The 21,359-nt window shown below is 74.2% G+C and carries 22 protein-coding genes; 11 read left to right on the top strand and 11 right to left on the bottom strand.

Going from position 1 to position 21,359, the window contains the following annotated elements; all coding sequences use genetic code 11:
* Window position 1 precedes the first annotated feature (1 nt).
* Complete coding sequence (locus MM438_RS07850) at window positions 2-1,309, top strand: acetyl-CoA hydrolase/transferase family protein (RefSeq protein ID WP_241451936.1); 1,308 nt, start codon at window positions 2-4, stop codon at window positions 1,307-1,309.
* A gap of 196 nt (window positions 1,310-1,505) precedes the next feature.
* Here the strand turns inward: MM438_RS07850 and MM438_RS07845 are convergent, their stop codons facing one another.
* Both MM438_RS07845 and MM438_RS07840 read right to left on the bottom strand, forming a co-directional pair.
* On the bottom strand, window positions 1,506-1,682 hold the full coding sequence (locus MM438_RS07845; RefSeq protein ID WP_338155528.1) for a hypothetical protein: 177 nt from the start codon (window positions 1,680-1,682) through the stop codon (window positions 1,506-1,508).
* Between the two features lie 47 nt (window positions 1,683-1,729).
* Window positions 1,730-2,452 carry an IclR family transcriptional regulator gene (locus MM438_RS07840; protein ID WP_241451935.1) on the bottom strand — a complete coding sequence of 241 codons (723 nt, stop codon included), beginning with the start codon at window positions 2,450-2,452 and terminating at the stop codon, window positions 1,730-1,732.
* 133 nt (window positions 2,453-2,585) lie between these two features.
* Here MM438_RS07840 and leuC point away from each other — a divergent pair, with 133 nt between their 5' ends.
* The 3 genes from leuC (at window position 2,586) to MM438_RS07825 (ending at window position 5,593) form a co-directional block, all read left to right on the top strand.
* The gene (gene leuC / locus MM438_RS07835) at window positions 2,586-4,025 is read left to right on the top strand and encodes a 3-isopropylmalate dehydratase large subunit (protein ID WP_241451934.1); all 1,440 of its coding nucleotides are present in this window, start codon (window positions 2,586-2,588) and stop codon (window positions 4,023-4,025) included.
* Window positions 4,026-4,028: 3 nt separating this feature from the next.
* A complete protein-coding gene (leuD, locus tag MM438_RS07830) occupies window positions 4,029-4,628 on the top strand; it encodes a 3-isopropylmalate dehydratase small subunit (RefSeq protein WP_241451933.1) in 600 nt (199 codons plus the stop codon).
* A gap of 428 nt (window positions 4,629-5,056) precedes the next feature.
* The gene (locus MM438_RS07825; protein WP_241451932.1) at window positions 5,057-5,593 is read left to right on the top strand and encodes an HU family DNA-binding protein; all 537 of its coding nucleotides are present in this window, start codon (window positions 5,057-5,059) and stop codon (window positions 5,591-5,593) included.
* Between the two features lie 118 nt (window positions 5,594-5,711).
* Here the strand turns inward: MM438_RS07825 and cofC are convergent, their stop codons facing one another.
* Window positions 5,712-6,383, bottom strand: a complete 672-nt coding sequence (cofC, locus tag MM438_RS07820; RefSeq protein WP_241451931.1) for a 2-phospho-L-lactate guanylyltransferase — start codon at window positions 6,381-6,383, stop codon at window positions 5,712-5,714.
* 181 nt (window positions 6,384-6,564) lie between these two features.
* On the opposite strand from cofC, the gene MM438_RS07815 reads away from it, so the two are divergent.
* Together MM438_RS07815 and MM438_RS07810 are read left to right on the top strand one after the other, a co-directional pair.
* Window positions 6,565-7,269, top strand: coding sequence for a lysophospholipid acyltransferase family protein (locus MM438_RS07815; protein ID WP_241451930.1), 705 nt, complete (start codon window positions 6,565-6,567; stop codon window positions 7,267-7,269).
* Window positions 7,266-8,270, top strand: a complete 1,005-nt coding sequence (locus MM438_RS07810; protein ID WP_241451929.1) for an NAD(P)H-dependent glycerol-3-phosphate dehydrogenase — start codon at window positions 7,266-7,268, stop codon at window positions 8,268-8,270. Before MM438_RS07815 ends, MM438_RS07810 begins: the two co-directional genes overlap by 4 nt.
* A gap of 48 nt (window positions 8,271-8,318) precedes the next feature.
* On the opposite strand, the gene MM438_RS07805 is transcribed toward MM438_RS07810, so the two are convergent.
* The 6 genes from MM438_RS07805 to MM438_RS07780 form a co-directional block, all read right to left on the bottom strand.
* Window positions 8,319-9,380 (bottom strand): trans-sulfuration enzyme family protein, encoded by a 1,062-nt coding sequence (locus MM438_RS07805; protein WP_241451928.1) that lies wholly within the window; start codon window positions 9,378-9,380, stop codon window positions 8,319-8,321.
* Window positions 9,381-9,451: 71 nt separating this feature from the next.
* Window positions 9,452-10,384 (bottom strand): GNAT family N-acetyltransferase, encoded by a 933-nt coding sequence (locus tag MM438_RS07800; protein ID WP_241451927.1) that lies wholly within the window; start codon window positions 10,382-10,384, stop codon window positions 9,452-9,454.
* 169 nt (window positions 10,385-10,553) lie between these two features.
* Complete coding sequence (locus MM438_RS07795) at window positions 10,554-11,594, bottom strand: metallophosphoesterase (RefSeq protein ID WP_241451926.1); 1,041 nt, start codon at window positions 11,592-11,594, stop codon at window positions 10,554-10,556.
* Window positions 11,595-11,722: 128 nt separating this feature from the next.
* A complete protein-coding gene (locus tag MM438_RS07790; protein ID WP_241453360.1) occupies window positions 11,723-12,637 on the bottom strand; it encodes a cation diffusion facilitator family transporter in 915 nt (304 codons plus the stop codon).
* A gap of 87 nt (window positions 12,638-12,724) precedes the next feature.
* On the bottom strand, window positions 12,725-13,201 hold the full coding sequence (locus MM438_RS07785) for a DUF3515 family protein (RefSeq protein ID WP_241451925.1): 477 nt from the start codon (window positions 13,199-13,201) through the stop codon (window positions 12,725-12,727).
* Between the two features lie 10 nt (window positions 13,202-13,211).
* On the bottom strand, window positions 13,212-13,445 hold the full coding sequence (locus MM438_RS07780) for an Lrp/AsnC family transcriptional regulator (RefSeq protein WP_241451924.1): 234 nt from the start codon (window positions 13,443-13,445) through the stop codon (window positions 13,212-13,214).
* A gap of 121 nt (window positions 13,446-13,566) precedes the next feature.
* Here MM438_RS07780 and thiL point away from each other — a divergent pair, with 121 nt between their 5' ends.
* Window positions 13,567-14,667, top strand: a complete 1,101-nt coding sequence (thiL, locus tag MM438_RS07775; protein WP_241451923.1) for a thiamine-phosphate kinase — start codon at window positions 13,567-13,569, stop codon at window positions 14,665-14,667.
* On the opposite strand, the gene MM438_RS07770 is transcribed toward thiL, so the two are convergent.
* Window positions 14,612-15,808, bottom strand: coding sequence for a DUF418 domain-containing protein (locus tag MM438_RS07770; RefSeq protein WP_241451922.1), 1,197 nt, complete (start codon window positions 15,806-15,808; stop codon window positions 14,612-14,614). The two genes, thiL and MM438_RS07770, sit on opposite strands and share 56 nt — an antisense overlap.
* A gap of 34 nt (window positions 15,809-15,842) precedes the next feature.
* A complete protein-coding gene (gene rpmB / locus MM438_RS07765; RefSeq protein ID WP_241451921.1) occupies window positions 15,843-16,037 on the bottom strand; it encodes a 50S ribosomal protein L28 in 195 nt (64 codons plus the stop codon).
* A gap of 267 nt (window positions 16,038-16,304) precedes the next feature.
* Here rpmB and MM438_RS07760 point away from each other — a divergent pair, with 267 nt between their 5' ends.
* From MM438_RS07760 to coaD, 4 genes are read left to right on the top strand one after another with little or no spacing between them, the layout of a single operon-like run.
* Window positions 16,305-17,915: a DAK2 domain-containing protein gene (locus MM438_RS07760; protein WP_241451920.1), complete on the top strand. Its 1,611-nt coding sequence runs from the start codon at window positions 16,305-16,307 to the stop codon at window positions 17,913-17,915.
* Window positions 17,916-20,189, top strand: coding sequence for an ATP-dependent DNA helicase RecG (locus MM438_RS07755; protein ID WP_241451919.1), 2,274 nt, complete (start codon window positions 17,916-17,918; stop codon window positions 20,187-20,189).
* 14 nt (window positions 20,190-20,203) lie between these two features.
* On the top strand, window positions 20,204-20,776 hold the full coding sequence (gene rsmD, locus MM438_RS07750) for a 16S rRNA (guanine(966)-N(2))-methyltransferase RsmD (protein WP_241451918.1): 573 nt from the start codon (window positions 20,204-20,206) through the stop codon (window positions 20,774-20,776).
* A gap of 10 nt (window positions 20,777-20,786) precedes the next feature.
* Window positions 20,787-21,275 (top strand): pantetheine-phosphate adenylyltransferase, encoded by a 489-nt coding sequence (coaD, locus tag MM438_RS07745; protein WP_241451917.1) that lies wholly within the window; start codon window positions 20,787-20,789, stop codon window positions 21,273-21,275.
* Window positions 21,276-21,359 lie beyond the last annotated feature (84 nt).

Here is a 21,359-nt window from a genome sequence, read left to right as displayed (position 1 = left end):
GATGACGACGAGCCTGACCGCCCAGGATGCTTACCGCCGCAAGCTGACGAGCGCGCACGACGCGGTCCGTCTCGTGCAGGACGGCGAGACGATCGTCGTCCCCACCGGGGTCGGTGAGCCGCCCTCGCTGCTGGAGGCCTTGTCCGAGCGGCGCCGAGAGCTCCACGGGGTCGCGGTGGAGCAGATCATCCCCTTCCGGACGTTCGACTACTACGACCCGGAGACCGTCGACCACGTGCGGCACACCGCCTACTTCTATGGCGGTCCCACGCGTCCTGGTGGGCAGGCCGGCTGGATCCCCTACCGCCCCAACTACTTCACCGAGATGCCCTCGCTGATCCGCGAGGGGCTCTTCCCCTGCGACGTGGTCTTCGCGATGGCCTCGGAGATGGACGAGCACGGCTACTTCTCCATCTCGCTCAGCACGGACTACACCATGGCCGCGATCGAGAAGGCCCGCTGCGTAGTGCTCGAGGTCAACCCGCGCGTGCCCTACGCCTACGGCGAGTGCCACGTGCACGTCGACCAGGTGGCCGCCGTCGTCGAGGACGACCGCCCGCTGACGACGGTGGGGCTGCCGGAGATCGGCCCGGTGCAGCAGGCGATCGGCGCGTACGTCGCCGACCTGATCCCCGACGGCGCCACCATCCAGATCGGCTTCGGCGCGATCCCCGACGCCGTGGTCATGCAGCTCACCGACCGCAAGGACCTGGGCGTGCACACCGAGATGATCGGCGACGGGATCCTGTCCCTGGTCGAGGCCGGCGTCGTCACCAACCGGCTCAAGAACCTCCTGCCCGGCCGCTCGGTCGCGACCTTCGCGCTCGGGTCGGAGCGGCTCTACTCCTGGATGCACCGCAACCGCGCCCTGGAGATGCACCCGGTCGACTTCACCAACGACCCCTACGTCGTCGGCGGCATCGACGACATGCACACGATCAACGCCACCGTCGAGATCGACTTCATCGGCCAGTGCTGCTCGGAGTCGATGGGGTGGATGCCCTACTCCGGCACCGGTGGCCAGAGCGACTTCGTGCGCGCGGCCAACCGCTCCAAGGGCGGCAAGTCCTTCATCGTCACCCCGTCCACGGCCAAGGGCGACACGATCTCGCGCATCGTGCCCACCCTCAAGCCGGGCGCGCACGTCTCCACCTCCAAGAACGACGTCAACTACGTCGTCACGGAGTATGGCGTGGCCCAGCTGCGCGGCAAGACCAACCAGGAGCGCTGCCGGGCGCTGATCGACATCGCCCACCCCAAGTTCCGCGAGGAGCTGGGGATCAAGGCCCAGGAGATGCGCATCCTGTGAGCCGCCCCGCCGACGGAGCCTCGCACCCGGTGTCCAGGCGCGAGGCTCCGTCGCGGGCGGGGGGTCCGGGGTGGGGCAGCCCTTGAGGTCCGGGAAGCCGTCCTCGTGCACGTCACCCGCAGGTCGGGCGCCCTCGCCCGCGTAGCCCTGCTGCTCGGCGTTGCGCAGCTCCCCCGGCGGATCTTGCCGGAGACGGTCATGGGCAGCTCTTGGCACCGGGCTCGACCGGCTGACCGGGGGAGCTGGACACCGCGAGGGTCGTCTCGGTCTGGCCGAGGCCGTCGCGCACGGTCGCGCCCCAGCCCCGCTCCACCTGCTCGATGACCGCGGGGTCGAGCGGCTCGCCGGCCCCGACGACCTTGGTCGGGGGCATGCTCGGCGAGGAGGGGTCGCCGCCACGAGCCGCGGGGTCGGGGTGGGTCAGGACGCGGAGCGCCGCAGGATCTCGGTGAGCTTGTTGGCGCCGGCGACCACGGTGGCGGCGTGGAGCCGGCCGGGCTGGCGGGAGATCCGCTCGATGGCGCCGGAGATCGACACGGCGGCGACGACCCGGCCGGAGGGACCCCGCACGGGGGCGGACACCGAGGCCACGCCGAGCTCGCGCTCGGACACCGACTGGGCCCAGCCCCGGCGCCGCACCCCGGACAAGGTGGTGGCGGTGAACTTCGCGCCCTGCAGGCCGCGGTGGAGCCGGTCGGGCTCCTCCCAGGCGAGCAGCACCTGGGCGGCCGAGCCGGCGAGCATGGACAGGGAGGCGCCGACCGGGATCGAGTCGCGCAGACCCATCGGGCGCTCGGCGGCGGCGACGCAGATGCGGTGGTCGCCCTGGCGCCGGAACAGCTGCGCGCTCTCGGAGGTGTGGTCGCGCAGGGCGTTGAGCACGGGGCCCGCCGCGGCCAGGAGCCGGTCCTCCCCGGCCGCGCTGGACAGCTCGGCGAGGCGGGGTCCGAGAACGAAGCGGCCCTGCATGTCGCGGGCCACGAGGCGGTGGTGCTCCAGGGCGACCGCGAGGCGGTGCGCGGTGGGCCGGGCCAGCCCCGTGGCGGAGACGAGCTGGGCGAGCGTGGCGGGTCCTGCCTCGAGGGCTCCGAGCACGATGGCGGCCTTGTCGAGGACGCCGACGCCCGATGTAGAGGTGTCCATAGCATGATACTGCCGTCTCGTAGCCTGAGACGCAAATCCGCTGCGTAGCCATCCTGCGACAGCCTGCCAGCAGAGAGGGCCAGCGGCCCGCCGACATACCCGACCAATCGCGCCCAGCCCATCGGAGGAGACCGTGAGCGTCAGCCCGAACCACGGCGGCACCCTTGCCGAGAAGGTGTGGGAGTCCCATGTCGTGCACCGCGCCGACGGCGAGCCCGACCTGCTCTACATCGACCTGCACCTGCTTCACGAGGTGACCAGCCCTCAGGCCTTCGACGGACTGCGCCTCGCGGGGCGCACCGTGCGCCGCCCGGACCTGACGCTCGCCACCGAGGACCACAACGTCCCCACCACACCGGGCCCGATCACCGACCCGGTGAGCCTGACCCAGGTGGAGACCTTACGCCGCAACTGCGCCGAGCTCGGCATCCCGTTGCGCCCGATGGGTGACCCCGAGCAGGGGATCGTGCACGTCGTGGGCCCGCAGCTCGGCCTCACCCAGCCGGGGATGACGGTCGTCTGCGGCGACTCCCACACCTCCACCCACGGCGCCTTCGGGGCGCTGGCCCTCGGCATCGGCACGTCCGAGGTCGAGCACGTCCTGGCCACCCAGACCCTGCCGCTCAGGCCCTTCCGGACCATGGCGGTCACCGTCGAGGGCGAGCTGCCGGCCGGGGTCACGGCCAAGGACCTGGTCCTCGCGGTCATCGCCCGGATCGGTACGGGCGGGGGGCAGGGCCACGTGATCGAGTACCGCGGCCCCGCCATCCGCTCGCTGTCGATGGAGGCGCGGATGACGGTCTGCAACATGTCGATCGAGGCCGGGGCCCGAGCGGGCATGATCGCCCCGGACCAGGTGACCTTCGACTACCTGCGGGGACGTCCGCACGCCCCCACCGGTGCGGACTGGGACGCCGCCGTCGCGGCCTGGTCGCGACTGCGCTCGGACGACGACGCGACCTTCGACCGCGAGGTCGTCATCGACGCGACGACGCTGTCCCCGCACGTCACCTGGGGCACGAACCCCGGCCAGGGGCTGCCCCTGTCGGCCGAGGTGCCGGATCCGGACGCGCTCGGGGACGACGACGCGGCGGCCGACGCGCGCCGCGCCCTCGACTACATGGGTCTGCGAGCAGGTATGCCGCTCAAGGACATCCCGGTCGACGCGGTCTTCGTCGGGTCGTGCACCAACGGCCGCATCGAGGACCTGCGGGAGGTCGCGGAGGTGCTGCGGGGCCGTGAGATCGCCGACGGGGTGCGGATGCTCGTCGTCCCCGGATCGGCCCGGGTGCAGCAGCAGGCCGAGTCCGAGGGCCTGCACGAGGTGTTCACCGCGGCCGGGGCCGAGTGGCGCCTGCCCGGGTGCTCGATGTGCCTGGCGATGAATCCGGACCGCCTCGGGCCGGGGGAGCGCTGCGCCTCCACCTCCAACCGCAACTTCGAGGGGCGGCAGGGGCCGGGCGGGCGCACCCACCTGGTCTCACCCGCCGTCGCCGCCGCCACCGCCGTGCGCGGCACGCTCGCCGGCCCGGCCGACCTGCCAGCCCGCCCTACCTCGACCGAAGGAGCGTGAGCCGTGGAGCCGTTCGTCGTCCACACCGGAGTCGGGGTGCCCCTGCGCCGCAGCAACGTCGACACCGACCAGATCATCCCGGCCGAATACCTCAAGCGGGTGTCGCGCACGGGCTTCCAGGACGGCCTGTTCGCGGGCTGGCGCTCGGACCCGGGCTTCGTGCTGGCCGATCCGGCGTATGCCGGCGGGACGATCCTCGTGGCCGGCCCCGACTTCGGCACCGGCTCCTCGCGCGAGCACGCGGTGTGGGCGCTGATGGATCACGGCTTCCGGGTGGTGATCTCGTCCCGCTTCGCCGACATCTTCCGGGGGAACTCCGGCAAGGCGGGCCTGCTGACGGCGGCCGTCGCCCAGTCCGACGTCGAGCTGCTCTGGAAGCTGCTGGAGCACGACCCGGGCACCGCGGTGACGGTGGACCTGCAGGAGCGGCAGGTCCGTTGCGGGGAGCTGGTCGCCCCCTTCGAGATCGACGACTACACCCGCTGGCGGCTCCTGGGGGGTCTGGACGACATCGGCCTGACCCTGCACCACGAGGCGGCGATCACGGCCTTCGAGGCGCGTCGGCCGGGCCGTCTCCCGAGCACGCTCACCCGATCGGCGTAGCAACACGCCGAGAGGCCGAAAGTTATTTTTCGGCGCCTCGACCCGACCTCTGGGAGCCGCCCCGAGATCCCCTGGCGCATCCGTTCGTTCGGCCCGACGGCCGGTTATCTATACGTGTTCATTCGACTACTCTGAGTGAAGTATGTTGTGTCGCAGTGCTTTCGGTCGGAGGGCCGAGAGGGGGCCCCGCCCGGACGGGATCTGCGCAGGCCAGGGGCCACGTGACCGAGGCTCGTCCCACCGGCTCCCCCCGCCCCCCAAAGTCCTTGTCGGGCAAGTGGTCCAACTTCCCGAATTCGTAGACGTGGCCCCGCCGATTACCTACCGTCGAGGACAGGTCGAGCCTTGGCAGGGCGCAGGGGTCCTTCCCTCGACCGACGCGGTGACGACCGGCAGCCTGCCGGACGCAACGGACATGTGGAGGGAATGTGAACAAGGCAGATCTGCTCGATGCCCTCGAGGGGCGCCTCGGCAGCCGCAGGGCCGCGTCGGAGGCCGTCGAGGCCATCGTCGACGTCATCATCCGCGAGGTCGCCGGCGGCGGCAGCGTGGGCATCACGGGGTTCGGCACCTTCGAGCGGGCCGCGCGCGCCGCTCGGACCGGTCGCAACCCCCGCACCGGTGAGACGGTCCGCATCGAGAAGACCAACGTGCCGAAGTTCCGCCCGGGCGCGCAGTTCAAGGACGTCGTCGCCGACCCCAGGAAGCTCCCGAAGTCGGGTATCGCCGGGGCGCGCGCCAACTCCGCCTCCGCGCTGGGCGCCCGCACCCCCGCCACCAAGGTCGCCTCGGCCGCGGTCAAGAAGGCCGCGGTCAAGAAGACCGCCGCGGCCCGGCCCGCCGCGGCCAAGACCCCGGCCCCGGTCACCAAGGCTGCCCCCAAGAAGGACGCGCCCGGCACCACGGGCACGAAGGCCGCCAAGGCCACGCCCAAGGCGTCGGGCAAGAAGAACGGCAAGAAGTAGGGCCCGCCTCGCGTCTGGATCGCCCGCCGTCTCCCTCGGAGGCGGCGGGCGATCCACGTCCCGCGGCGGTGCGGTCCGCGTCGACGCCCGCAAGGCGTGCGCCGGCCCCGCGCCGGCCTCAGTCCGGGGCGCCGAGGGACAGGACCATCGCGGTGTGCCGCCCCACCCCGAGCTGCGCGACCCGCGCCAGGTCGGCCCGGACGTCGACGTCCAGCCGCAGCCGCTCGGGAACCTCGACCAGCGTGGTGAGGTCGACCGCCTGCTCCCCGTGGCGCCCGGCGGACCCGGGCCCGAAGGCCGGGGCGAGCGCGAGACCGGGGGCGGCGGTGAGGAGCACGGTTCCCGTCCCGTCCCGGTCGGGCACGTAGCCGCGCGGCACCCCCGTCGCCGCCAGCAGCACCGATCGCAGGTCGTCCGGGTGCATCCCCGGCAGGTCGCCGAGCAGCGCGGCCACGCCGGGCTCCTCGTGCCCGGCCGTGCGGGCCGCCGTCACGGCATACGACGCACCGGCCCGCAGAGCCGCGTCCAGATCACCCCCCGGGTCGGGCAGGACCGGCACCCCCCACGAGCCCATGTGGGCCTGCAGCGCCTCGTCGCCGGTCACCACCACCAGGGCAGCGGCACCCAGGCAGTGCCGGGCGGCGTTGATGGTGTCCAGGGCGATGCTCATCGCCAGGAAGTTGCGGGAGATGCCCTCCGGGGGCACGAGACGGGACTTGCCCGTGACCGTGTCCTTGACGGGGATCACGACGCGCCAGGGGAAGGGCTGGGGTGCGGAGGAGTCGGACATCGGACCCATCCTCCCAGGTGCGCCACGCCGGGTCGCGCAGGTCGACAGGACGCAGGTGCTGCACGATCATGGCCCCTGCGGGTCAGCCGTCCGGGATCCTCCCGGCCGACCGCAGGGCGAAGGGATCACCGTGGGCCGAGCGCCGAGGATCAGGCTGCCGTGGGCATATCGGGCGTGCGTGGTGATCGCCAAGACTGCCGTGGTGCCCCTGACCCGGCGGGTATGGCGGGGGACCGAGCACCTGGACCGCCCCGGCGGGGTCGTCGTCTGCGCCAACCACCTCTCGCACGTGGACTTCCTGGTGCTCGCGCACTTCCTCTACGACAACGGGCGACCGCCGTTCTTCCTCGCCAAGGAGTCGGTGTTCCGCACACCCGTCCTCGGTCGTCTCGCCGCGCTGGCCGGCCAGATCCCCGTCTATCGCAACACCGGTCGCGCCGTCGAGGCCTATCGCGCCGCCGTGGGAGCGATCCGGGCGGGCAAGACGGTGCCGATCTACCCGGAGGGGACCATCACCCGGGACCCGCAGCTGTGGCCGATGACCGGCAAGACCGGTGCGGCCCGCATCGCCCTGGAGACCGGCTGCCCGGTGATCCCCGTGGCGCAGTGGGGACCGCAGGAGATCATGGCGCCCTACTCCGGCCGGCTGCGGCCGTTCCCACGCAAGACGGTGACCGTGCTCGCCGGCCCGCCGGTGGACCTCACGGACCTGCAGGGCCGGCCGGTCACGGGTGAGGTGGTGCGTGAGGCCACCGACCGGATCGTCGCCGACATCGTACGCCTGCTGGAGGAGCTGCGCGGTGAGCCGGCTCCCGTCGAGCGCTACGACCTGCGCCGTCAGGGCGACGGCCGCGGGCCCGGCGCCGTCGCGGGGGGTCGCGCGTGAGCCCGCGGGTGGCCGTGCTGGGCACCGGCAGCTGGGGCACGGCCTTCTCCACGGTCCTGGCGGACGCCGGGTGCACGGTGACCATGTGGGGCCGGCGCACCGAGGTCACCGACGAGATCCGCGAGCGCCACACCAACGCGCAGTACCTGCCGGGTCTGCCGCTCTCCGCGGCGATCTCGGCCACGTCCGACGTCGCCGAGGCCGTGGCCGGTGTCGAGGCCGTGGTGCTGGCGGTGCCGTCCCAGAGCCTGCGGGCCAACCTCGCCGGGTGGGCGGGCACCCTGCCGCGCGAGGCGACCTATGTCTCGCTCATGAAGGGGATCGAGCGCGGCACCGGCCGACGTATGACGGAGGTCATCAGCGAGGTCGGCGCCATCGACCCCGCGCGGGTGGCCGTCGTGACCGGTCCCAACCTCGCCAAGGAGATCGTGCGTCACGACCCCGCCGCGAGCGTCGTGGCCTCCGCCTCGCGCGAGACCGCCGAGCGGGTGGCCCACCTGTGCGCGACGCCCTACTTCCGTCCGTACACCGAGACCGACGTCGTCGGCTGCGAGCTGGGCGGGGCGACCAAGAACGTCGTGGCCCTCGCGGTCGGCATGGCCGAGGGGCTGGGGCTGGGTGACAACTCCAAGGCCTCGATCATCACGCGGGGCCTGGCCGAGACCACCCGGCTCGGGGTCCGGCTCGGGGCCGACCCGCTGACCTTCTCCGGGCTCGCGGGCGTGGGAGACCTCATCGCGACGTGCATGTCGCCGCTGTCCCGCAACCACTCCTTCGGGGTCAAGCTCGGCCAGGGCCTGTCCGTGGACGAGATCGTCGCGGAGACCCGCCAGGTTGCCGAGGGCGTGGAGTCGGCCGAGTCGATCCTGGCGCTCGCCCGTTCGGTGGCGGTGGACATGCCGATCGTCGAGCAGGTCGCGGCCGTCGTCCACGACGGGCGCGAACCGCAGGAGGTCGTGACCGCGCTGATGTCGCGGGCCCGCAAGTCCGAGCGGCGCTGACCCGACCGGACCGGCTGGCCCCGCCTGCCGTGCCCGGGTGGGCGCGGTTCAGCCGAGTCTGTCCAGGGCCTGCTCCAGGTCGCGCCACAGGTCCTCGACGTCCTCGATGCCCACGGAGAGACGCACCAGGTCCTCCGGCACCACGGTGGGCTCGTTGGCGTGCCGGCGGCGCCGCTCCAGCAGCGACTCCACCCCGCCCAGGCTGGTGGCATCGGTCCACAGCCGGGTGCCGCCCGCGAGCCGGTCGGCGGCCTCCGTGCCGCCGCGAACCTCGATCGACACGATCGCGCCGAGCCCCGGATAGCGCACCCGGGACACCGCCGGATGGGCCGCCAGCCGCTCGGCCAGCACCCGCGCCGAGGCCTGGGCCCGCTCGACCCGCAGCGCGAGCGTGCGCATCCCGCGCAGCGCGAGCCAGGTCTCGTGCGGCCCGGGCACGGCGCCGTGCAGCGTCCGGTGGGTGTGCAGCCGCTCGGTCAGGGCGGGGTCGCGGCTCACCGTGGCGCCCAGCAGCACGTCGGAGTGGCCGGCGAGGTACTTCGTGGCCGAGTGGACCACCACGTCGGCCCCGAGGTCGAGGGGTCGCTGCAGGATCGGCGTGGCGAAGGTGTTGTCGCACACCACCACCGCGTCCTGCGCCCGGGCCGCGGCGGCGATCTCGCCCAGGTCGGCGACCACGAGGAGGGGATTGGTCGGCGACTCCAGCCACACCAGGTCGGCGCCGTCCAGCGCCCGCCGCACGCTCCCGGTGTCGGCCGGGTCCACGCGCCGCACCTGTCCCAGCCGCCCTGACCGCTGGAAGGACTCGAGCAGCGACAAGGTGGTGTTGTAGGCCCCGTCCGGCACCACGACCACACCCGCGACCGGGGCCAGGTCGAGGGCCGCCGCGACAGCCGCCATACCGCTGGCGAAGGCGAGCGCCGAGCCTCCTTCGAGGGAGCCCAGGGTCTCCTCGAAGGCCGTCCAGGTGGTGTTCCCGGCTCGGGAGTAGGCGATCTCCCCACCCGTGACGAAGGTCGTGGACAGCTCCACGGGCACGTTGACGGGTGCTCCGGGTTCGCGCGGCGGGCGGCCGAGGGCGACGACGCGGGTGGCGGGGCTCCAGTCCATGACGACACGGTATGACGGGCCGCGCCCCTCACCTCGACGGGCGGCGCAGTGCGTGTCGGGCGCCGCGCGCCTCATGACCTCGGGGCCTCGCGGTAGTGGTAACGGTGGTGCACCTGCCACCCGAGAGAGGCGTAGAGCCCGCGGGCGACGGTGTTGTCCTCCAGCACCTGCAGGTAGCCGAATCGTCCGCCGCAGCGCCGGGTCTCGCGGACGGCCTCGTGGATCGCCGCGCGCCCCCACCCGCGCCCCCGCAGGTGCGGGGCGAGCACCAGGTCGGTCAGCCCGCCCCAGTCCACCACGAGCGCGACCCGGGCCCGGCCCACCGGCGTGCCCTCGTGCCCCAGCGTGAGGTAGCGCGCCCGGGAGGCCGCCATCACCGCCGCCTTCTGCGGATGGACCGGGTCGGACGCGGCCAGCCAGTCCGGATCCGGCCGGTCCGACCAGGTCACCGAGAGAGCCGCGGGCACCGGGGAGTCCGCATGCCGCCGCAGGTCGGTCACCAGCGTCAGCGAGGGCGCGCACCGGACGAGGCCTCGCTCGTCGAGGATCCGGTCCACCGGCCCGGACGAGTCGCTGTCCGGCGTCACCTGGAAGGTCGGGACGAGCCCGCGCTCGCGGTAGCGCTCCTGCGCCAGGTCGATCGCGGCCGCCACGTCGCATCCCGGATCACCCGCCACCAGGGCGGAGTTCGCCCGCCGGGTGTGCCCGCCGGCATACCGCAGCAGCCAGCCGCCCAGCCGCTCCTGCTCCAGGCCGGGCCAGCCCCGGGCCGCGAGGCGCTGCAGGTCGTCGGGGGAGGAGGTGGGGCGCACGGCGCGCGGCGGGACGGCCCGGGCGGCGCGCACCTGGCTCACCGGCACCAGGACCGGACCCCGGTCCTCGGGCAGCAGGGTCCACCGGTCCGCGTCCGCGGCGACGAGCAGGCCCACCACGTCCCGCACCTCGCCGTCCGAGTGCACGCGCACGGCATACCGCTGACCGATGACCATGGTGGGCAGGCTCATCCGTCGACCCTAGCGAGCGGGGTCGGGGCGCACCGGCCCAGGCCGGTCCGAAACAGGCCGGACCAGGCGCTCGTGCCGCCCGCGGGGGAGCGCCGCGCGCGGGGAGACCGACAGCGCCGAGGGCCCGGACCGCCGCCGCGGTCCGGGCCCTCGGGTGGGGTGCGCCGGCTCAGACGAGCGGGACCCGGACGTAGGACAGGACGTCCTGGTCGCCCAGGTGCGCCTTGGCGTTGACGGTCACCTTGAGGTAGTCGTCGGCCTTGTCGGACCCGTCCACGGTGATGCGGTGGAGCTTGGGGGCCGGGGTGGTCAGGCCGTAGCGCTGCAGCCACACCGAGCCTGCCGCGAGCGGGCTGTCGTCGTTGTAGACGTGCGAGTCGCCGTCGAACAGGTAGCTCGCACCCCGGAAGGAGTTGGACTCCTCGGTGAGGGCCTTGATGACGGGGACGAAGGAGGTGTTGTCCGTGAGCGTCCAGCCGTCGTAGCTGCCGTCGAACATGTCGGCCTGCATGGCGATCACGACGGCGTTGGCGCGCGAGGCCCGGGCCTGGGCAAAGGCCGCGTGGATCTCGGCGACGGCGGCGGCGGTGCGGTCGACGACCTCCGCGGCCTGCTCCGGCGTGGGAGCGGTCTTGCCGGTCCACGGCGCCATCGAGTTGTCGGAGCCGACCACGTGGGTGGTGGCGACGACGACGCCGGCCTGCTGCCGGCGCACGTTCTCCGGGAAGCCGATGCGGGTCTGGGCGTCGACGGCCAGCTTGCTCCTGCCCAGCGTCAGGCCCGGCTGGCCGAAGAAGGTCTTGCGGATGGTGGCCAGTCGCTCGAGGGGGTCGTAGCCGCCGTTGTTGGCCCGGTGGCAGTCGGTCCACTCGTTGTCGCCGGGGGTGTAGACGAGGGGGTCCTCGAAGCGGTCGAACTGGCCCTTGACCCACCGGAAGTACTCGTCGGAGCAGACCGTGGAGCCGTTCTTGATGTCGCCGACGTGGATGACCAGGCGGACGTCCTGGTCTGCGTTGATCTTCGCGACGTCCTGGGGGAAGCGGGCGATCTTGGCCGCGCCGTACGGCGTGTCGCCGATGACGGCGAAGGTGTAGCCCTGGTCGCGGCCCTTGTGGTGACCGTGGTCGGGACCGGCGGCGGATGCGGGGGCGGCGGTGAGAGCGAGGGCCAGGGCGGCGGAGCCGAGCCCGGCGAGGAGGCGGGTGCGCATGGGGGTTGACCTTCCGGTGGGGGTGCGCAATGTCCGGATCATCCCCCGCGCGGGTGTCTCGCGCTCGTCTCCCGGACGACGTCCAGACCAACAGGCCGTATGCCGACGCGCCTGGCCAGGGACCGGTGTCAGCGCGGCAGCAGGGCCGGCCGGTCCGGCGTCGCCAGCGTCAGCACGGCCTCCTCGACCATCTCGTGGGTCCGCAGCTCGGTGGCCAGGCGGTCCAGGACCAGGGCGACGTCGTGCTCCGCCTGGTCGCCGACGAGGTCGACGGCGGCCACGAGGAAGACCTTGTCCGGACCCACCCACTCCAGGTGCAGGTAGGTCACCCGCTCGATCTCGGGGTGCGCCAGCAGCGTTCGCAGCGCTCGGTCGCGGGTCTCGACCGACACGGCCTGCCCGGTGAGGAAGTCGCGGTTGCGGCCGATCAGGAAGACCGCGACGACACCGAGCAGCAGGCCGACGAGGATGGAGCCGATCGCGTCCCACACGGGGTTGCCCGTCAGCTGGTGCAGCAGGATCCCGGTCCCCGCGACGACCAGGCCGACCAGGGCGGCGGTGTCCTCGGCCACGACGGCCCGCAACGTCGGGTTGGGCGTCGTCCAGATGTAGCGGATGGGGGTGAGGCCGCGCTCGGCGGCCTCCCTGCGGGTCTGGCGCACGGCCTGGGCCCAGGAGACGGCCTCGAGGGCGAAGGACACCCCGAGCACGACGTAAGCCCAGAGGTAGTCGGCCTCTTCCTCCCCGTGCTGCAGGGAGGTGATGCCGTGCCAGATGGAGACCACGGCCCCGGCGGTGAACAGCCCGAAGGCCGCGAACATGGACCAGACGTAGGCCTCCCGGCCGTAGCCGAGCGGGTGCGACCTGTCCCGCGGCTGGGCGGACTTGCGCTCGGCGAGGACGAGGAAGACCTCGTTGCCGGCGTCCGCCCACGAGTGCGCGGCCTCGGCGACCATGGAGGCCGACCCGGTCATCATCGCGACCACGGACTTGGCGATCGCGATGAGGGTGTTGGCGCCGAGGGCCACCAGGACGGTGAGCATGCTCTCCCCGCCCTTGGCCTGCTCGGTGGCGGGGGAGCGTCCGTCGGTGTCGTTCACCGGCCCATTGTCACCCTGGCGCCGGGTCGGTCAGCGGCAGCGGTGCCCGTTGCCGGGCAACGTCCGCACGGCCGGCGCGAAGGCCCCCACCCGCAGCGGCGCCGGGGCGTAGCGGCGGGGGACGAGCACCTCGACGGCCGGGTCGGTCCCGTAGGACGTCAGCCGCTGGCCGTCGCTGAGGTCGCGGACCACCCAGTCCACGCCGTCGGCGGAGACGCACTGGTCCGTCGTCGGCGCGAGGGCCGGGACCCCGCACCGCGCGATCACGGCGGGCTCGCCCCAGGCCGCCGCCGCCCGGGCGCCGCCGCGGAGGTCGTCGCGCCGGGTCAGGCCGGCGACGACGTCCGGCCACCGGGCGGCGACCCGGGCGCAGGCCGCAGAGCCGTCGGCCGTGGCCGGAGCCACCTGCAGGGCGCGGGGGTGCAGCAGCCACAGCGTCACGGCCACCGCTGCGAGGGCGCAGACGGTGGCCGTGACGATCATGCGTCGGTCGACGCGAGCAGCCATGGGACGGTGCTCAGGCGTGCACGACCGTGCAGGTGAGGGTGCGGGTGATCCCCTGGATGTCCTGGATCCTGGCGATGACGAGCTGACCGAGCTCGTTGACGTTGTCGGCCTCGACGCGGGCGATCACGTCGTAGGGGCCGGTGACCTCCTCGGCCTTGACGACGCCGGGGATCGCGCCGACGGCCTCGGACACCGCGGACGACTTGCCGACCTCGGACTGGATCAGGATGTAGGCCTGGACCATGCGAATCCTCCACTCGTGCAGGGGTGCCCGCCGCGGCGTGCGGCGGGGGCGGGACCTCGGGCGGTGCCGCGTCCTCGTCACGGTAGCGTGCAGACCTCACTCGAGCGCCACGGAGGTCCGCATGTCAGATGGTCCGGTCCCGGTCGACGCGAGCCCGACGCGCCCGCTGCGGCTGCGGGACCTGTCCGAGGAGGACCTGCTCGCCCGCATCGTCCCGGTGTATGCCGCGGCCTGCGGCCGGGAGGGCGACGTGCTGCTCGGCCCCGGTGACGACGCCGCGGTGGTGGCCGCCCCCTCGGGGTCCGTCGTCGCCACCACCGACACGATGGTCCTCGGCCACGACTGGCGCGACGACTGGTCCTCGCCGCAGGACGTGGGCGACAAGCTGGTGACCCAGAACGTCGCCGACGTCGCCGCGATGGGTGCCCGCCCCACCGGGCTGCTCGTCACCCTGGCCGCGCACCAGGACCTGGAGGTCGCCTGGGTCGAGGGCTTCGCGCACGGGATCGCCCGGGCGGCCGCGGCCTACGACGTCGCCGTGGTCGGCGGGGACCTGTCGGGCGCGCCCGAGGGGGTGGTGATGGTGACCGTCACCGCGCTGGGCGACCTGGAGGGCCGGGAGCCGGTGCGCCGCAGCGGCGCCCGCCCGGGCGACCTGCTCGCGGTGCACGGCTCGCTGGGCGAGTCCGGTGCCGGGTGGTGGTTGTACGAGCACGGCTACCGTCCGGACCACGCCGGCCCGTGGTCCGGCGACGGCGAGCCGACGCCGCAGCGGCGTCGGGCGGGGGCGATGGACCACCTGATGTGGGTGCACCGGACTCCCGTCACCCATCCCGGGTCGGGTGCCCTGGCGGCCCGGGCCGGGGCCACGGCGATGATCGACCTGTCCGACGGGCTGGTGCGCGACGCCGGCCGGATCGCGCGGGCCTCGGGGGTGCGCATCGACCTGGACCGGGAGGCGCTGCAGCGCGACTTCGTGGCCGCGCTGCCGGTCTCGGTGCTGCCCGAGCAGGTCGCCTGGCAGCAGGTGCTGACGGGCGGGGAGGAGCACTCGCTGGTCGCGACCTTCCCGGCCGGATCTTCGCTGCTGCGTGACCAGGACGACCCGGACGGCCGCTGGTGGGTGATCGGCCGGGTGCTGCCCCGTGGGGAGGAGGAGCCGGCCGTCACCCTCGACGGCGCGGCGGTGTCGGGGCAGGGCTGGGACCACTTCGGCGGCTGATCACCCGCGTCGCCCACTCCAGCGGTCCCGCCGACGGCGGGTGGGGCAGCCACGCCCGCCAGGCGCCCAGGACGGCGGCGAGCACCACCACGTGCCCGGCATAGGTCGGCCACCCGGTCAGCTCGGGACGGGCTCGCAGGACCGTCTCGGTTCCCGGCAGCAGCAGGACGTGCAGGGTGTATGCCGACAGGGTCATCGACCCCAGCGCCGCCACCGACCGCACCGGCCACGACCCGCCCCACGCCGCGGAGCGACCGATCGCCAGGCACGCGGCGAGCACCAGCAGGGCGGCGCCCGCGCTGACGAGCAGGCTGGGCGTCGACGGCAGGTAGGGGCCGACCAGCAGCAGTCGCTCCGGCTCGTCCGGCAGCGGGGTGTGGTGGCGGGCCGCGGCGGCCTCCGCGTCGAGCAACCCGGGTCGTCCGGCCAGGAGCACCGCGAGGATGCCACCGACCCGGCCGACGAGCAGCAGCGTCATACCCGCCGCCAGGATCGGGCGGACGTCGGCGGGAGCGTCGGGGCGCAGCCAGGCCCGACCCGCGAGGACGCCGAGCAGGCCCAGGGCGGTCCAGGTCAGCGCCGGATAGCTGGTGGCGCACAGCAGCGTGACCAGGGCGCGACCCGGCTCGGCAAGCTCGGACCAGCCCACGTCGGGGGACCACGGCCGAGGGGCGAAGGGACGGCGGCCCAGGTGCGCCACCACCGGTCCGGCCAGGGCCAGGGCACCTCCGACGCCCGCCACCGCCGAGGTCCGGGCGCGGGCGGCCCAGGTCGCGGCGGCGCTCACCACGGCGAGAGGCACCAGGACGATTGCCGCGCGGGTGTCGAGCTGGGCCAGGGTCAGGCCCACGGCCGCCAGCACCAGGGCGCGCACGCCCCCGTCGCGGATGGTGGCACCGCGGGCGATCGCCAGCTGCGCGCCCACGCCCACCAGCACGGCGAAGAGCACCGCGTGGACGTCCCACAGCACCTGGCTGGGCAGGCCACCCACCAGGTGGTTCACCAGGATCCCCAGCAGGGCGACGCCGCGGGCGAGGTCGACCCCGACGAGGCGGGCAGGGGGCGGGGTGCCGGCCGACGAGCGTCCGCGACCGTCCCTGCCCTCGTGGGACCGGCGACGCGAGAGGGCGACACCCGTCATGGGTGCCGCCCTCTCGCGGTGGTTCGTGGGCGCGTCAGCGCTTGACCTTGCCCGCCTTGAGGCAGGAGGTGCACACGTTGAGGCGCTTGGGGGTCATGCCCGCCTCGCCGACCTTCGCCTTGACGCGCTGGATGTTAGGGGTCCAGGTGCGCTTGTTGCGACGGTGCGAGTGCGAGATGCTGTGCCCGAAGGACGGGCCCTTGCCGCAGACATCGCAGTTGGCAGCCACGGGAGTTCTCCTACGTTCGTCGACAGTCGGTTCGCGCCCCGTGGCCGCGCCGGAGGGCGCAGCTGTCCGGCGCAGGAAGGCGCCAGGCAGATGGGGCAACCGCTCTAGCGTATCCGACCTGCACCCCAGGGCCAAACCGCCTCGGCCGAGCCTCCCGACCCGGCGTCACCGGACCCCGCGACGCGGCCCGGTCCGGACGCGCCCTGCCGAGGGGTCGCCTTCCTCCCGTAGGCTCCGAGGACCTCGACCCCCCCACGGAGGTGCACGATGTCGCCACGCCGGCCCCCGGCCGCGCCCCTGGACGTGCTGGACGGGCACGCCCTCCGCCGCTGGGCCGTGCGGGCCCAGCACGCCCTGCGCGAGGAGCGCGAGGCCATCGACGCCCTCAACGTCTACCCGGTGCCCGACGGCGACACCGGCACCAACATGTTCCTCACCCTCGACTCGGCCGTCGCCCAGACCGCGGTCGCAGGCGAGGAGGAGCGACTCACGGTCTTCGCCCGGGCCGCGGTCCTGGGGGCGCGCGGCAACTCCGGGGTCATCGTGTCCCAGCTCGTGCGTGGGCTGCTCGACGTCCTCGAACGACCCGCCCGGTCCGGCGGCGCCGACGCGGGGGTGCTGGCCCGCGCCTTCCGACGCGCCTCCGACCTGGCCTACGCCGCCGTGGGCGAGCCCGCCGAGGGCACCATCCTGACCGTCGCCCGGTCCGCCGCAGAGGCCGCCGAGGCCCGGGCCCGGCAGGCCCAGGCCACCGTCGCCGCCGTGGTCGACGACGCGCTGCGCGCAGCCGAGGAGGCGTTGGAGCGCACCCCCGACCAGCTCACCCCGCTGCGCACCGCCGGCGTGGTCGACGCGGGCGCCTCGGGGCTGGTGGCCGTCCTGGGCGCGCTGCAGCAGGTCGTCCACGGCCACGCACCCCAGCAGCGACCGGGTCCCGGCGGGCCGGCGTCCGACCTGGACTACGGCGTCGCCCACGGGGAGGAGCTCCCCGCGGACTGCTCCGGGCCGCGCTACGAGGTCGTCCACGTCCTGCACGGCGGCACCGCCGACGAGCTGCGGGACCTGCGGGGCGCCCTGGGGCGTCTCGGCGACAGCGTCGTGGTGGCATCCGCGGGCGCCCTGGCCCGCGTCCACGCCCACGTCGACGACGTCGAGGAGGCCGTCCGCCTGGCCGGGGCGGTCGGGGTGGTCGGCGACCTGGTCGTCACCGACCTGCACGCCCAGGTCAGCGAGCAGCGGGGCGCGCGGCTGCGCGAGAGCGGTCCGGTCGTCCTCGTCCACGCCGAGGGTCGGGCGCTGCGCGAGCTGTATGCCGGGGAGGGCGCGGTCCTCACCGACGAGCCGCACGCCGCCGCGGCCGAGCACCCGGGCCGCGACCTGCTGCTGCTCACCGGATCTCACGAAGGGGTCGAGCCCCTGGCCGAGCTGCTGCGCCGCGAGGGCCGTCGCGCGGAGGCCGTGGACGCCGGCTCGGACCTGGCGGCGCTCGCCGCCCTGGCCGTGCTCGACCGGGAGGCGCCGCTCGCCGAGGCGGCCGAGGGCCTGCGCGAGGTGGTGGCCGCCATCCGCAGCGGCTCGGTGACGACGCGCGCCACGGACCCCGGCGCCCTCACCCCCGAGGGCGAGCTGCCCGCCCTGGTGGCGCGGGCCGAGGACGTCGAGATCGCCACGGGCGACGACCCGGTCGAGCTCGGTCTGGCCGTGATCGCGCACCTGCTGGCCTCCGGGGGCGAGCTGGTCTCGCTGCTGGGCGGCACCGTCGAGGCCGCCGCGCTGCGCACCCTCGCCGCCCGCGTCCAGGCCGAGCACCCGGGGGTCGAGGCCGTGGCCCACGAGGCTGGTTCTCCGGCATACCTCCTGCTCGTGGGGGTGGAGTAGGTGACGGGCCGGGTCAGCTGGTCCGACGGACCCGCCGAGCCGGGCGCCTCGCGCAGCACCCCCTTGCGGTCGCTGCTCGGCGACAAGACCGCGACCGTGCTGGCGCAGGTGGGGCTGGAGACGGCGGGCGACCTGCTCGGGTGGTTCCCCCGCACCTACCTCGAGCCACGCCTGTCCACGAGCCGGCTGGTCGAGGGGGAGCACCTGGTCGTCGTCGCCCGCGTGGTGCGCGCGTCGGTGCAGCCGATCCGCTCCAACCCGCGCAAGAAGCTGCTGCGCGCGACCATCACCGACGGCACCGCCGAGATCGACCTGACCTTCTTCAGCCACTGGGGGCCCGCCAAGGACCTGCAGCCCGGGGTGCTCGCGGTGTTCTCCGGCAAGGCCGGCACCTTCAACGGCCGCTGGCAGCTCGCGCACCCCGACTACCAGGTGATCGGGGAGGAGGGCGAGGCCCGCCTCGACGGGCTGCTGCCGGTCTATCGAGCTGTCGACAAGCTCAGCTCCTGGAACCTCGCCACCGCCATGGGGATCGTGCTCGACGCCGTGGGGGAGATCCCGGACCCGGTGCCGGCCGACCTGCTTGCCCGGCACGAGCTCGGCGACCTGACGAGCGCGCTGCGCGCCATCCACCAGCCCGCCGGCTGGCCCGACGTCGAGAGCGCCCGCCGCCGGCTGCGCTACGACGAGGCCCTGCTCCTGCAGACGGCCCTCGTGCAGCGCCGGCTGGCCGCCGTGGCCGACGAGGGCACCGCCCGACCCGGCCGCCCGGGTGGGCTGCTCGCGGCCTTCGACGCCGCGCTGCCGTTCGCCCTGACCGCGGGGCAGCGGCAGGTGGGGGAGGAGCTCGCCCGGGCGCTCGCCGAGCCGACGCCGATGCACCGGCTGCTGCAGGGCGACGTCGGCTCCGGCAAGACGGTGGTGGCGCTGCGGGCGATGCTGCAGGTCGTCGACTCCGGCGGCCAGGCGGCGCTGCTCGCCCCCACCGAGGTGCTCGCCGCCCAGCACGAGCGGTCGATCCGCGCCCTGCTGGGTCCGCTCGCGGAGGGCGGGTTGCTCGGCGGCGCCGAGGACGCCACCCGGGTGGTCCTGCTCACCGGGTCGATGTCCGCCGACGCCCGGCGCCGGGCGCTGTCGGAGGCGGCCTCCGGGCAGGCCGGGATCGTCATCGGCACGCATGCCCTCATCCAGGACGCCGTGTCCTTCGCCGACCTGGGTCTGGTCGTGGTCGACGAGCAGCACCGCTTCGGCGTCGAGCAGCGGGACGCCCTGCGGGCCAAGGCCGCCCGCCCACCCCACGTGCTGGTGATGACCGCGACGCCCATCCCGCGGTCGGTGGCGATGACGGTCTTCGGCGACATGGACACCGCCACCCTGCGCGAGCTTCCCGCGGGCCGCACCCCGATCACCACCCACGTCGTCAAGCAGCAGGCGGCGGCCTGGATGGACCGGGTGTGGCAGATCGTCGCCGACGAGGTGGCCGCGGGACGCCAGGCGTACGTCGTCTGCTCGCGGATCGGGGGCGACGACGCCGGGGTCGCCGACGACGCGCCGGAGGCGGCGTGGGACACGGAGGCCGACGAGGCCGGCGACTCCGAGCCGCGCCCGGTCGCCGTGAGCCTGCTGGACGCCCACCAGCGGCTCGTCGACGCCACGCCGCAGCTCGCGGACGTGCGGATCGGCCTGGTGCACGGCCGCCTGTCCGGGGAGGACAAGGACGCCGTGATGCGGCGCTTCGCGGCGGGCGAGATCGACGTGCTCGTGGCCACCACCGTCGTCGAGGTCGGGGTGGACGTGCCCAACGCCACCGTGATGGTGATCCTGGACGCCGACCGCTTCGGGATCAGCCAGCTGCACCAGCTGCGCGGCCGGGTGGGGCGGGGCGGACACCCCGGCACCTGCTTCCTCGCCACCCAGGTCGACCCGGACGCCGGGGGAGCCGCCCAGCTGCCCGGCGCACCCGCGGACGAGGGACAGCCGCTGGCCTGGCAGCGGCTGTCGGCGGTCGCCGGCACCACCGACGGCTTCGAGCTCGCCGAGCGCGACCTGGAGCTGCGCGGCGAGGGCGACGTGCTCGGCGCGGCCCAGAGCGGGCGGCGGCGCCGGGTGCGGCTGCTGCGGCTCACCCGCGACGCCGGCCTCGTCGCTCAGGCCCGGGAGGACGCCCAGGGTCTGCTGGGCGAGGATCCCGACCTCGGGGGCCACCCCGTGCTGGCGGCCTGGCTGCGGGAGACGCTCGACGACGAGAGCGCCGCCTATCTGGAGCGCGGCTGACCTAGGGTGCTGCCGTGACCCGCATCATCACCGGCAGCGCCGGAGGCCGCCGCCTCGCCACCCCCTCCGGTGCGGGCACCCGTCCGACCAGCGACCGGGTGCGCGAGGCCATCTTCAGCCGGCTCGACCACCTCGACGTCCTGCCCGGCGCCCACGTCCTCGACCTCTACGCCGGGTCCGGTGCCCTCGGGCTCGAGACCCTGTCCCGCGGCGCCGCGAGCGCCCTGCTCGTCGAGTCCGACCGCGCCGCCGCGCAGGTGATCTCGCGCAACGCCGCCGACCTCGGGCTGCGCGGTGCGACGGTGCGCCGCGACACCGTGTCCCGGGTGCTCGCCGCCGCGCCCCCGCAGCCGATGGACCTGGTGCTCGTCGACCCGCCGTACGCCGTGGACGACGACGCGCTCGCCGCCGTGCTCGCGGCACTCGTGGACCAGGGCTGGCTGGCGCCGGGTGCGGTCCTCGTCGTGGAGCGCTCCTCCCGGTCCGCGGCGCCGCGCTGGCCGGAGGGGATCGAGCCGCTGGCCGACAAGAAGTACGGCGAGACCACGATCCACTACGCCGAGCACCCCGACGACCCCGCCGCGTAGGGTCGTCCTCGTGACCACGCGACGCTGCATCTGCCCCGGGTCCTACGACCCCGTGACCCTGGGTCACGTGGACGTCGTCGAGCGCGCCAGCCGGCTCTACGACGAGGTCGTGGTGGGGGTGCTGTTCAACCCCGCCAAGGCGGACTCGGGGATGTTCCCGGTGCCGGAGCGCACCCGTCTGGTCGAGCAGTCCGTCGCGCACCTGCCCAACGTGACCGTCGGTGCCTACGGCGAGAGCCTGCTCGTCGACCTGTGCTCCCGCCTGGGGGTCACCGCGATCGTCAAGGGGCTGAGATCGGGCACCGACTTCGCCTACGAGCTGCCCATGGCGCTGATGAACAAGCACCTCACCGGGATCGAGACGGTCTTCCTGCCCGGCAACCCCGCCTTCGAGCACGTCTCGTCGTCGTTGGTCAAGGAGGTATGGCGGCTCGGCGGCTACGGGCTGGACCTGGTGCCGGAGCCGGTGGCCGCCGCGCTGCGGGAGCGCGGTCGCTGACGCATTTGGGCGGGACCACCGGGTCCGGTAGTCTTGTGCGTCGGTCTGCGTGTGTGCGTTCGCCCCGGTCTCGTGCGGGGCGCC

Source organism: Arsenicicoccus dermatophilus (genome assembly GCF_022568795.1).
Lineage (GTDB): Bacteria > Actinomycetota > Actinomycetes > Actinomycetales > Dermatophilaceae > Arsenicicoccus > Arsenicicoccus dermatophilus.
This window is presented reverse-complemented; position numbering and strand designations above follow the sequence as displayed.

Coding starts and splice junctions, on each gene's coding strand:
- MM438_RS07850 (WP_241451936.1), top strand. CDS start 2: ATGACGACGAGCCTGACCGCCCAGGATGCTTACCGCCGCAAGCTGACG.
- MM438_RS07845 (WP_338155528.1), bottom strand. CDS start 1,682: ATGCCCCCGACCAAGGTCGTCGGGGCCGGCGAGCCGCTCGACCCCGCG.
- MM438_RS07840 (WP_241451935.1), bottom strand. CDS start 2,452: ATGGACACCTCTACATCGGGCGTCGGCGTCCTCGACAAGGCCGCCATC.
- cofC (WP_241451931.1), bottom strand. CDS start 6,383: ATGTCCGACTCCTCCGCACCCCAGCCCTTCCCCTGGCGCGTCGTGATC.
- MM438_RS07805 (WP_241451928.1), bottom strand. CDS start 9,380: ATGGACTGGAGCCCCGCCACCCGCGTCGTCGCCCTCGGCCGCCCGCCG.
- MM438_RS07800 (WP_241451927.1), bottom strand. CDS start 10,384: ATGAGCCTGCCCACCATGGTCATCGGTCAGCGGTATGCCGTGCGCGTG.
- MM438_RS07795 (WP_241451926.1), bottom strand. CDS start 11,594: ATGCGCACCCGCCTCCTCGCCGGGCTCGGCTCCGCCGCCCTGGCCCTC.
- MM438_RS07790 (WP_241453360.1), bottom strand. CDS start 12,637: ATGCTCACCGTCCTGGTGGCCCTCGGCGCCAACACCCTCATCGCGATC.
- MM438_RS07785 (WP_241451925.1), bottom strand. CDS start 13,201: ATGGCTGCTCGCGTCGACCGACGCATGATCGTCACGGCCACCGTCTGC.
- MM438_RS07780 (WP_241451924.1), bottom strand. CDS start 13,445: ATGGTCCAGGCCTACATCCTGATCCAGTCCGAGGTCGGCAAGTCGTCC.
- thiL (WP_241451923.1), top strand. CDS start 13,567: ATGTCAGATGGTCCGGTCCCGGTCGACGCGAGCCCGACGCGCCCGCTG.
- MM438_RS07770 (WP_241451922.1), bottom strand. CDS start 15,808: ATGACGGGTGTCGCCCTCTCGCGTCGCCGGTCCCACGAGGGCAGGGAC.
- MM438_RS07760 (WP_241451920.1), top strand. CDS start 16,305: ATGTCGCCACGCCGGCCCCCGGCCGCGCCCCTGGACGTGCTGGACGGG.